This is a genomic window from Peptococcaceae bacterium (assembly GCA_024655825.1).
Taxonomy (GTDB): Bacteria; Bacillota; Peptococcia; order DRI-13; family PHAD01; genus JANLFJ01.
Map to the genome: position 1 here is coordinate 85426 of JANLFJ010000008.1, position 10269 is coordinate 95694.

General features: G+C 47.5%; 12 protein-coding genes and 1 tRNA gene. 10 read left to right on the forward strand and 3 right to left on the reverse strand.

Going from position 1 to position 10269, the window contains the following annotated elements:
* From NUV48_04905 to NUV48_04935, 7 genes are all read left to right on the forward strand, one after another.
* Nucleotides 1-837, forward strand: a complete 837-nt coding sequence (locus tag NUV48_04905) for a thiamine pyrophosphate-dependent enzyme (protein MCR4441480.1) — start codon at nt 1-3, stop codon at nt 835-837.
* Nucleotides 834-1388 carry a 2-oxoacid:acceptor oxidoreductase family protein gene (locus tag NUV48_04910; protein MCR4441481.1) on the forward strand — a complete coding sequence of 185 codons (555 nt, stop codon included), beginning with the start codon at nt 834-836 and terminating at the stop codon, nt 1386-1388. The genes NUV48_04905 and NUV48_04910 overlap by 4 nt, the downstream gene beginning before the upstream one ends.
* A 165-nt stretch (nt 1389-1553) precedes the next feature.
* Nucleotides 1554-2549 carry a TAXI family TRAP transporter solute-binding subunit gene (locus tag NUV48_04915; GenBank protein ID MCR4441482.1) on the forward strand — a complete coding sequence of 332 codons (996 nt, stop codon included), beginning with the start codon at nt 1554-1556 and terminating at the stop codon, nt 2547-2549.
* Nucleotides 2550-2641: 92 nt separating this feature from the next.
* The gene (locus NUV48_04920) at nt 2642-3157 is read left to right on the forward strand and encodes a DUF1850 domain-containing protein (GenBank protein MCR4441483.1); all 516 of its coding nucleotides are present in this window, start codon (nt 2642-2644) and stop codon (nt 3155-3157) included.
* The gene (locus NUV48_04925; GenBank protein MCR4441484.1) at nt 3147-5033 is read left to right on the forward strand and encodes a TRAP transporter fused permease subunit; all 1887 of its coding nucleotides are present in this window, start codon (nt 3147-3149) and stop codon (nt 5031-5033) included. Before NUV48_04920 ends, NUV48_04925 begins: the two co-directional genes overlap by 11 nt.
* Nucleotides 5034-5044: 11 nt before the next feature.
* Entirely contained in the window at nt 5045-5875 is an 831-nt protein-coding gene (locus tag NUV48_04930; GenBank protein ID MCR4441485.1) for a hypothetical protein, read from the forward strand.
* Nucleotides 5866-6810 (forward strand): molybdopterin-binding protein, encoded by a 945-nt coding sequence (locus tag NUV48_04935; GenBank protein MCR4441486.1) that lies wholly within the window; start codon nt 5866-5868, stop codon nt 6808-6810. The genes NUV48_04930 and NUV48_04935 overlap by 10 nt, the downstream gene beginning before the upstream one ends.
* Here NUV48_04935 and NUV48_04940 read toward each other — a convergent pair.
* Nucleotides 6794-7186, reverse strand: coding sequence for a DUF4363 family protein (locus tag NUV48_04940; GenBank protein MCR4441487.1), 393 nt, complete (start codon nt 7184-7186; stop codon nt 6794-6796). The two genes, NUV48_04935 and NUV48_04940, sit on opposite strands and share 17 nt — an antisense overlap.
* Nucleotides 7183-7869, reverse strand: coding sequence for a DUF421 domain-containing protein (locus NUV48_04945; protein ID MCR4441488.1), 687 nt, complete (start codon nt 7867-7869; stop codon nt 7183-7185). The genes NUV48_04940 and NUV48_04945 overlap by 4 nt, the downstream gene beginning before the upstream one ends.
* 187 nt (nt 7870-8056) lie before the next feature.
* Between NUV48_04945 and NUV48_04950 the strand changes: the two genes are divergently transcribed.
* The 3 genes from NUV48_04950 (at nt 8057) to panB (ending at nt 9468) form a co-directional block, all read left to right on the forward strand.
* Nucleotides 8057-8359, forward strand: a complete 303-nt coding sequence (locus tag NUV48_04950) for a spore germination protein GerW family protein (GenBank protein ID MCR4441489.1) — start codon at nt 8057-8059, stop codon at nt 8357-8359.
* Between the two features lie 48 nt (nt 8360-8407).
* Nucleotides 8408-8483: transfer RNA gene (locus NUV48_04955), tRNA-Ala, on the forward strand.
* A 151-nt stretch (nt 8484-8634) separates the two neighbouring features.
* On the forward strand, nt 8635-9468 hold the full coding sequence (panB, locus tag NUV48_04960; GenBank protein MCR4441490.1) for a 3-methyl-2-oxobutanoate hydroxymethyltransferase: 834 nt from the start codon (nt 8635-8637) through the stop codon (nt 9466-9468).
* A gap of 376 nt (nt 9469-9844) precedes the next feature.
* Here the strand turns inward: panB and NUV48_04965 are convergent.
* Nucleotides 9845-10269 (reverse strand): transposase (locus tag NUV48_04965; GenBank protein MCR4441491.1); only part of this gene is annotated, 425 nt, incomplete at its 5' end.

Consider the following 10269-nt stretch of genomic DNA (forward strand, 5'->3'; position numbering starts at 1 on the left):
TTGGCTACGGTACGAGATTATTTGCGGCCTGGGATGCTGCCGCACATCTGGTGCCCGGGATGCGGCGACGGCACGGTAGTTGGGGCTTTGATCCGCGCAATCGACAAATTGAAGATCGACCGGGATCTGGTAACGGTTATCACCGGTATCGGATGTTCTTCGCGGGTTAACAACATTATGGATTTCAATTCGTTTCAGACGACGCACGGCCGGGCTGTCGGTTTTGCCACCGGCTTCAAGATAGCCAGGCCGGAAATGAAGGTTATCGTGGTGGCCGGCGACGGGGACGGGGCTGGAATAGGCGGGAACCATTTGATTCATGCAGCCAGAAGAAACATTGATATAAAGGTTATATTGATCAACAACCAGATTTTCGGGATGACCGGCGGGCAGTTTTCGCCGTTGACTCCTTACGGCGCCATTGCTTCCACCGCGCAGTATGAAAACGTGGAATATCCTTTTGATGTCTGTAAGTTGATGGAGGCTGCTGGCGCTACATATGTCGCCAGGGGAACGGTGTACCACCTTAGCCTCACCGAAAAATTGATCGCCCGCGCCCTGGAGCATAAAGGATTCAGTTATGTGGAAGTGATAACGCAATGCCCTACGGGATATGGGAAACGCAACAAGATGGTCGATCCCTACCAGCTGCTGATGTGGCAAAAAGAACACGCCGTCCCCGTGGAACAGGCCGCAAAACTCAGCACAAAAGAAATGAAGGATAAATTTGTTATTGGAGAAATACTGGTCCGCCATGATAGGATGGAATTCGTGGAGGCTAACGAGCAGTTGAAAGAAAAAGCAAGGCGCTGGCTAAAAGGTGGTGGCGGCAAATGAGAAAAGAGATAGTCTTAAGCGGGTACGGCGGGCAGGGGTTGATCCTGGCCGGCGTTCTCCTGGGCGAGGCGGTGGCTATCCACGAGGGCATGAACGTTACGCAAAACCAGTCATACGGCGTACAGGCCAGGGGCGGGGAATGCAAGTCGGAAGTAATCATCAGCGATGAGGAAATAAACTATGCGGAAATCGAACACCCGGATATACTGCTGGCCATGTCGCAGAGCGCTTTAAACGAATACGGGCCTGAAGTTAAAGACGGCGCGCTGGTCATCGTCGATTCCAGCTTTGTAAAAGACATCTCAATGATTAACAATACCGGCAATATTTACATGGTCCCGATAACCGAAATAGCATGCGCGAAAACCAATAAAGCCATTCTGGCCAACGTGGTGGCGCTGGGGGTTTTGTCGTCCTTGAGCGGAATTGTGAGCGAGGAGAGCCTGGAGAAAGTGATACTAAAACGGGCGCCCGCCGGGACGGAAGAAATCAATTTGCGGGCCTTGGCCGGGGGCATCTACGAGGCGAAACAGGTTAAAAAGTGTCCGTGAATATAATTTTTTCAAGAAACTATCTAAAGTAAAAGAACCGGCAAATCAATAACAATCAATTTGGGGAGAGGGGGATTTAAATGGACTATTGAATTAGACTTTTTCAGGCAAAATCTGATATCAAGACTATATTATTATGTTAAATTATTAGGGAGGAATGATGAAATGCACAAAAATCGAATTCTGGTATGCTTTATTTTTGCGGTTATGGTCTTGGTTTTGGCAGCCGGATGTTCTAAGGGCAGTGCGGAAAAAGAGGCCCCTAAAGCAGAAACGCAAAAAACCCTGTCCATTGCTACTGGCGGCTCAGGTGGAACATATTTTGTAATCGGCAGCGGGATCGCCAAACTGGTGGAACAATACCTTCCGGGGTATAAACTGGTTGTTCAGTCCACGGCCGCCTCAACAGAGAATACAAGATTGGTCGGGACCCGGAAGGTGGATTTTGCTATCACAATGCCTGATAGTGCGTTTTTTGGTATGAAAGGCGAACGAGAGTTTCAGGGAAATGAGAAATATGAGAAACTCCGGGCAGTTGTTTCCGGCCATACCTCCGTGCTCCAGGGACTTGTTCTTGAAAAATCGCCGATCAAATCAATGGCAGATCTGAAGGGTAAAAAGGTAGCCTTAAGCGCACCAAGTAGCCCCTCCATGTATGTAGCCATGGCGGCATTAGAAGCTTATGGATTAAAGGAAGGGGATTATAAACCTGTTTTTCTTAGTTACGCTGAAATGGCTGAAGCCGTGAAAAATGGTTCAATAGACTGCGGTTTTGTGTTTGCAGGAGTTCCCACTTCTTCGGTAATGGATCTGACTACTACGACAAATATTCGGATTTTGGGTATGGAGGAAAATAAGGCGGATGAAATTCTAAAGAAATATCCATATTTTTCCAAGGGTAAAATACCAGCAAACACCTACAAAGGACAAACCAATGACCTTTGGGTGTTGACAGCGCCGGCAATTTTGATTACGCATGCTGAAGTGAGTGAAGAAGTAGTGTATAACATAACCAAGGTTATTCTTGAGCATACAAAAGAGATGGGCGAAATCCATCCAGCAGGTCTGGAATGGAACCTTGAGGATGCAAATCAGGGAGTCGCCATCGAATTGCATCCAGGGGCGTCAAAATATCTCAAAGAAAAAGGCGTGATCAAATAGATTAAGCGATGGAATAAAAGAATATAAAATGCCTAAGCTGGCGGCAAAAGATTTTGTTGCCAGCTTAGGACATAAACTCAAGGGGAAAATTTATGAGTCTTAATAGAGCTCATATCGTTTTGGTGCTGTTGCCGGTGCTTTTGTTTATTTTAGCAGGAGCAGCTTGGCCTGTGCAGGTGCTAATCCTTCAGAGTGGAGAAAAAGAACTTGCACTGATAAACGTAAAAAAAGCAGAAGATATTTCTTTTGAATATATGCATTCGATTTATCATGTCTGGCAGAAAGAATCATATGCAGTGAAAGGAAATTTTCTGGTACTGAGGGAGCTGTTTTTTGAGGACATACAGGCGGCGTGGTATTACGATTCTTATTCACGTTACCCGCTGGAAAGGATTCCAGACGGGTATGTCATTAGAGGGATTAATGAACACTTTGATGCTGTGCGTTTTGCCCTAGGGCACGGCACACAGTACAAGTTGTTACTCGGCAACAGCCGGGAATTGGATATAAATTCGCTGTGCCCAGAGACGGCATTTCTGGTTTTGAAAACAAAGGTTATGCCGAATGTGGCGTTTACTTTTTCAAGGAGGAACTGGCATGAACAATAACAGGAGTAATGGGTTGGCCTGGGTAGCAGGGATGATCACGCTGTTTGCGGTTCTGTTTTCCATGTTCCATTTATATACTTCCGGTATAAGAGAATTCCCGGCTATGCAACAGCGACTGGTGCATTTAACCTTGGGCTTAATGATCGTGTTTTTGGTTTGTCCTTTCGGTAAACGCAAAGGAGAAGGATTGCCCGGAATAACAGATATTGGGATAACGTTGATTAGTATGGTAGTTGGGGGTTATTTATTGATTAATTCCGAAGCAATAGCTTACCGCTTGGGTAATACCAACAGACTTGATATAGTTGCGGGAGGCTTACTTATTATTCTGGTTTTGGAGGGTGCGAGACGCGTAATGGGCTGGCCATTGCCATTGATGGCAATTACCGCTATTTTCTATGCCCTTTTCGGTGATCGTTTTCCAGTAGTTATCGCCCACGGAGGATTCGATGCTACCAGGATTATTAGTCATTTTACTTTAACAACGGAAGGAATTTTTGGGATTCCTTTGGGAGCGTCGGCTACAGTGGTTGTTACATTCATCATTTTTACTTCCTTTCTAAATGGGATGGGAACAGGCCAGTATTTTATAGATGCAGTTATGAGCAGGTTTGGCAAAACGCGTGGCGGGGCGGCAAAGGCGGCAGTTGTTGGCAGCGCCCTGATGGGAACGCTTACTGGCAGTGTGATTGCAAACGTAATGGGGAGCGGAACTTTTACAATACCTTTAATGAAAGAAAATGGGTACAGCCATAAAACGGCAGCCGCCGTGGAGGCAGTAAGTTCGACCGGTGGTCAGATCATGCCACCAGTTATGGGCGCAGCAGCCTATATTATTGCTGAGTTTTTACGAATTCCTTTCGTAATGGTCATGAAAGCTGCGTTAATCCCAGCCTTTCTTTATTATTTAGCCGAGTTCATCTTTGTTGATCTTGAAGCGGTAAAATTGAGACTAACCGGTTTTTCTGAAGAGAGGGTGGCGGCATACCGCGAAAAAGCAAAAGGTAAAGGATATTTGATTTTGCCCATTTTAATGCTGATCCTATTGATGGTAGCTCTAGAGTGGTCACCCACAAAAGCAGCCTTCTATTCAATAGTACTAGCTTTTATCATCGGTTTAATACAACCTGAAAATAGGTTGAATATTAAGAGACTCATTGAAATACTAAAGTCAGCTGCTATAAATACTATAGAGGTAATAATGGCTACGGCATGCGCTGGGATAATCATCGGCTCATTGTCTCTCACGGGACTTGGCATACAACTCTCTACTTTATTGATCAACCTGGCCGGAGGGAATTTGATTCTACTGCTTGTGCTGACGATGGTAGTTTCGCTTATTCTTGGAATGGGATTGACTACTACCGCTTGTTATGTTATCTTGGCTGTGCTTGTTGCGCCTTCACTGATAAAAATGGGTATACAACCCTTAGCCTCCCACTTTTTTGTATTCTTTTTTGGCATGTATTCGTTTATTACCCCGCCAGTGGCCTTGGGAGCTTATGCAGCAGCCAGCTTAGCAGGTGCTGAGCCATTCGCCACTGGTTACGCAGCATGGAGGATAGCTTTACCGGCCTTCATCGTCCCCTATATTTTTGTATATTCACCAGCACTGTTGGGTTTTGGTACGGCTATGGAAGTAATATTCGCGGTGGTTACTGCTTGTGCCGGGGTGTTATTTATGACTGTGTCGACTGTAGGTTATTTTTTAAAGAGCTTAGCCGGATGGCAGAGGTTTATTATGCTCGCCGCAGGGATAATGCTTATAATTCCAGGGCATTTTACTGATGTTCCCGGTATTATAATGGGATTGGTTGTTATTACAACCATAATATGGTCAAAGCGTAATGATATTAACACTAGAAATGAAAGGTAGGAGAGAAGCTTTTGCCTACACAACTTGCCAACGTTCCGGAGACATTGCTGAAAGATGTAAGGGAAATGGTTGTATGGGCGGAAATTACTGTGACTGAATCAGGAGTCCTATGCGGAGTCAATGAACTGGAAAAAAAGGCCCGGGAACTTGGTATGGAAGTTAACCTTCACGCTGTAGAAGGCGAAAAAATCTTTCCGGGTCAAAAGATAGCCACCTTGACCGGCGACCCGGTTCAGATTATTAAGGGTGAAGATTGCTTGCTGAGTTTGATTTCAAAAGCATCAGGGATTGCAACTATGGGCAATATTGCGGTTGCAATGGCTGGACGTGTTAAGATTGTCAGCGGCGCATGGAAAAAAATACCTCTTAAAACAAAAGAAATGGTTCGGTCAGCGTTGATAATAGGAGGAGTAGGAATACGACTTTTGGAAGAACCTTTCCTTTATCTTGACAAAAACTATCTTCGCATTTTTGGCTCCCTGGAAGCCCTTCTCCGGGCAGCCCAAACGCTTGCCGACCGCAGGTACCCGGTGGCGGTTCAGATCCGCGGCGAGACTGGCTCCATAGGAGATGAAGCGGTAGAAGCGGTATTGCATGGGGCCGGCGTTATAATGGTTGATACCGGGAAAATAGCGGATTTGCGGGCCTGTTCAGAAGCATTGTTCAGGAAAGGGCTCAGGGGCGGAATAAAGCTTGCTTTTGCCGGTGGGGTGCGGATAGCCGATCTTCCCGGCCTGCAGCAGGAGGACGTGGACATTGTAGACATAGGCAGGGAGCTTCTCGATGCTCCGCTGTTGGATTTCCGTTATGACGTGATAAAGGAGAGACAGCCGTGGAACTAAATTTGCTGGAAAAAACGGAGATTCATATCCGGCCGGTAAAACTGGATGACGCCAACCTGGGCGAGATATCCCGGACGGCGGCAAGGGTTTTGGGCCTTCCCGCCGACAGGGTGCAGGTAATCGACGTAAGAGAGGACAGTATTGCCTTGGATGTCTTAAAACGGCACATCAAAGCCGAACAGGTCTTTGGCAAGGGAAAAGAATTGCTCGGAGAGCTGGCCAAGATCAGGGGACTGACCGTGTTCCCGGAGACAAGCATAAATTCATCCGGAATTCTCGGTTATCTTGAATTGGCCGCAGAAAGGGCCAAGGAGGCTATCAAGGCCGCTGAAACAATAAGCCGGGAAATAAGGGACCGGATTGCCAAGCGGGCCATCGTTTTCCCCAGCGGTTTTGAGGTCCGGGACGGCCTGATTGAAGATACCAACACGCCTTACCTGGTGGAACAACTTCAAAGCGAGGGTTTTAAGGCTGTGCGGGGCAAAGTTTTGCCCGATGACCTTGTGATTGCGGCTGCAAGGCTCAACCGGGCGGTTGACGAAGGCTATGGATTAATTATCACCACGGGAGGAGTGGGGGCCGAAGACAAGGATTTCAATATTGAAGCGTTGAGCAAAGTGGCCGACGATGTTTGGACACCTTATATCATCAAGTTTAACCGGGGCGAAGGCCGGCATGTTAAGGACGGGGTTCGTATCGGCGTCGGCCAGGCCGGTTTGACGACCATTGTCAACCTGCCCGGCCCCCATGAGGAAGTGCGGGCTTCCTTCCCGGTAGTGCGTTCATTTATCCGGGCAGAGATCACCGCGGAGAAAATGGCCGAAAAACTGGCGGAAGTCCTGCGGAAACGCTGGGAGGAGAAATTCGACCTATATATCAATAAAAAACATATAAACGATACGTGGCACCTTGGGCGCTTTACAGGATGTTCCTGAGAGTAAAGGCCTCTTTTTGCGGGATGTGCTTGAGAAAGTAACCCAGGCTGTACAGTTCCGCCATCGATTCGGTCTTATCCTCGTGTGCGAGATAGCTCTTCAGCTTATTTATGCTTTCTTCTATACGGTCAATTTCTTCGTGGTGCACGAGCATGGGCCAGTACCTGTTTATTTTTTGCCATTTTTGCCTTGCCTCGTCCAATGTTTTTTGCGCATCGTCCCAGCCGCCGTTTTCCACCGCTTGCCGCATTTTCCCGACGGATTCTAAAAGATCGCGGGAGTCCCGGTCCAGGAGAAGGTAGTTGCCCCAACCGAGCAAAATAATTGAGAGAGCAAGGAAGAAAAGGGCCAGGGGAACAAGGTGGTCTCTTTTCATTTCTTTACGGCTTCCTCCTTTAGCTGCCAGGAAATAACACCCTGTGGGTCAATGCTGGCAAAAAAAAGGCCATTTAGGCTCTGCACACCCTGTTTTTGCAGAGCGGAACCCAGCTGTTTTAGCGTTATGCCGCTTCTTTTAAGATTTTCATTGATTATTTTGCCGTCAATTACCAGCGTCAGCGGAAGCCCTGGATCAGGGGCGTTTATGCCGAGGTCTTTTGTGGTGACAGGGCGCGCGTCCCCCTTCGGGATTACGCTCAGTTCGCCGTTGGTTTCCATGATGGCGTAGTCAACCTCGGAGATATTGGGAAAATTTTTTACGCGGAGCTGTTCGAGGAGGTCATTGATGTTCATGCGCAGGCGCCTGAGCTCATTTTCGTTGATGGTTCCCTTTTCGACAAGGATGCTTGGCCTTCCGCAGACCAGGGAGCGAGCCCTTTCACTCTTCAGGGTTACATAAGCGATGGTGATCTGGGTCAAAGCGAGAATCACTATGGGAATGATGCCGCTTAGAAGGGGAACCTCCGGGTCGGCCATAGCCACGGCAGCCAGCTCGGAAATGATGATCGCCACCACCAGTTCAAAGGGTTGGAGCTGCCCTATCTGCGGTTTTCCCATTATGCGCATCACCAGGACCACCAAAAAGTACAGGATGATAGTGCGTATTGCAAGTATCAGCATTGTTCCTCCAAAGCATTCGCGGTAATAGTCTCAAGAGTGTTGCCATGTGTATATGTTTATTTTATGCAAAATCGAGGATTGGCTATTCTAAAAAAGCAGGTAGACTTAAACGCGTCTTCACGGGGTATACTGTAAAATAATGCCAGCAAAAGAAGGACGTTCAAAACCTCCCGGGAGGCTGATTCTCATGTCATTTCATGAAGAGTTGGAGATGATTTTTGAACAACTTGGGGTTGTTTTCCGCACTGAGACGGTGATTGGCAAACCTGTTGTTATTGGGGAGATAAAACTGATCCCCCTGGTTGAGGTTGGCCTGGGACTGGCGTCGGGAGGAAAAAACGGCGGCAAGGACCCGGCGTTTGGCCTGGTGGGGTTCGGCGCAAATTTACGGCCCACGGGTATCCTGGTGATCAGGGATGATGAAGTTTCGGTAATATCACTATATAAAAACAGGGCGGAGGAAAAGGAAGAAGGAAGAGAGGTTGACTAGTGCGCGTTAAAACTTTTTGTGTTATAATAGCATCGATCGGTGCAGCGTGGGCGTGTAGCTCAGTCGGGAGAGCGTCTGGCTCGCATTCAGAAGGTCGAGGGTTCGAGTCCCTTCACGTCCACCAGAAAGAAATAATAAAAGAGAAAGAAGAATTAAAGGAAAACACATTAAAAACGTGCTTTTACGCCGGCAAGGGTGGCAAATAACGAGAGGCCACCTGTTTATGTTTATCCTCAAACCCAAATAAAAATTATTGCCAAAGGAGGAAGGCGAAAATGGCGAAGGTAACCATTCAGAAACTCCAGGAAATGAAGGAGAAGGGTGAAAAGATCAGCATGATTACCGCCTATGACTACCCGACCGCATATTTTGCGGACAAGGCGGGAATGGATGTCATACTGGTCGGAGACTCCCTTGCCATGACGGTTCTGGGATTAGACTCTACGGTACCTATCACCATGGAGCAGATGATCCACCATATCAGGCCGGTGGTAAAGGGAGCCTCAAATCCCATGGTGGTTGGAGACATGCCCTTTGGTTCTTACAACCAGTCGAAAGAACAGGCCGTCATGAATGCCACCCGTTTGATGAAGGAAGGCGGCTGCGATGCGGTAAAGCTTGAAGGCGGAAAGGAAATGGGCGATATTGCGGAGGCCATTGTCAATGCCGGGATCCCCGTAATGGGGCACATCGGGCTCACTCCCCAGACTGTTTCCAAGCTGGGAGGGTTTAAGGTGCAAGGCAAGGACATGGAATCCATCCGCGAGCTGCTGAATGCCGCCTTTGCGTTCCAGGATGGGGGGGCCTATTCCCTGGTAATTGAGTGCGTGCCTGAAGAGGTTGGAAGAATCATCACCCAGAAGCTGAAGATCCCGACAATCGGGATAGGCGCGGGACGATACTGCGACGGGCAGGTTCTCGTCTATCACGACATGGTGGGCCTGTTTGAAAGATTCACGCCGAAGTTTGTGAAGAGATATGCCAACTTGGGAGAAGAAGTGGTCAAGGCCATGCGGCAATACAAACAGGAGGTAAAGGAAGGAATTTTTCCCTCCGACGAGCATGTTTTTGGCGGGGTAAAAGAAGAAGACCTTAAAATACTGTATTAGCGGAAATGGTTAAAAGCCTGTCCCTGCAGGTCGCTGGGGACAGGCTTTTCTGTGATTTTTAGGCTCCGAACACATTTTAGGCTCCGAACCACTTGACTTGAGGAACCGCCGCGGGTTAAAATAATACCAATCCAGCGGTTATCAACAAATATGAGTACAGCAGTAATGATTTTGTAGCACGGGTGTAATTATTTGGAAAGCATAAAATTAAAAACGGCAGGAAGGATAGAACGGTAGGAATAAGGGTTTTGTGCTGAGCACAATCCTTTTAAAACTCCTATTAGGGGTTTTTTTTGTTGCAACCCGAGTTTGGCGACAAATATTTCCATGCCAATGGTGACAAGGGTTCCTGGTTTAGAAAGAGCGATTTTCGCTACTACATGTTAGAATTTGACAGTAACGGTTGGAGGAATTTCTTCGACACAAGATAACCGCAACCCAATGTTTCCAATGTTTCACGTTGATTTTCGGTAACCTCAGTGAGGCTCTCTGAGTATTTATCGTCCCCCTTCAATCCAATACGGTTCAATAGGCATTTCCCCATCTGCTCCAGCACCTGCACAGCACTTCTGGTGTCACTACTGTCATCTAATTTTTCGTCAAGGGTGTTAAGCAGCAGGTAACCAAGGACGCAGATAGCTACATGGGCTTTGACCCGCTTCTCCCGGGTTACAAAGACAGGTCGTAATTTGAGATAGTGCTTGATTTCTCGAAAAGCTTCCTCGATTTTATTTTTACGCCGGTAGTAGCTGATTACTTCCACAGGACTGAGTTTTTCTGCCGGCTGATTGGTGACGAAGC

What these genes read in the sequence shown, in the direction of transcription:
- NUV48_04910 (MCR4441481.1), top strand. Translation starts at nt 834, where the DNA reads ATGAGAAAAGAGATAGTCTTAAGCGGGTACGGCGGGCAGGGGTTGATC.
- NUV48_04915 (MCR4441482.1), top strand. Translation starts at nt 1,554, where the DNA reads ATGCACAAAAATCGAATTCTGGTATGCTTTATTTTTGCGGTTATGGTC.
- NUV48_04920 (MCR4441483.1), top strand. Translation starts at nt 2,642, where the DNA reads ATGAGTCTTAATAGAGCTCATATCGTTTTGGTGCTGTTGCCGGTGCTT.
- NUV48_04925 (MCR4441484.1), top strand. Translation starts at nt 3,147, where the DNA reads ATGAACAATAACAGGAGTAATGGGTTGGCCTGGGTAGCAGGGATGATC.
- NUV48_04940 (MCR4441487.1), bottom strand. Translation starts at nt 7,186, where the DNA reads ATGAAAAGAGACCACCTTGTTCCCCTGGCCCTTTTCTTCCTTGCTCTC.
- NUV48_04945 (MCR4441488.1), bottom strand. Translation starts at nt 7,869, where the DNA reads ATGCTGATACTTGCAATACGCACTATCATCCTGTACTTTTTGGTGGTC.
- NUV48_04950 (MCR4441489.1), top strand. Translation starts at nt 8,057, where the DNA reads ATGTCATTTCATGAAGAGTTGGAGATGATTTTTGAACAACTTGGGGTT.
- panB (MCR4441490.1), top strand. Translation starts at nt 8,635, where the DNA reads ATGGCGAAGGTAACCATTCAGAAACTCCAGGAAATGAAGGAGAAGGGT.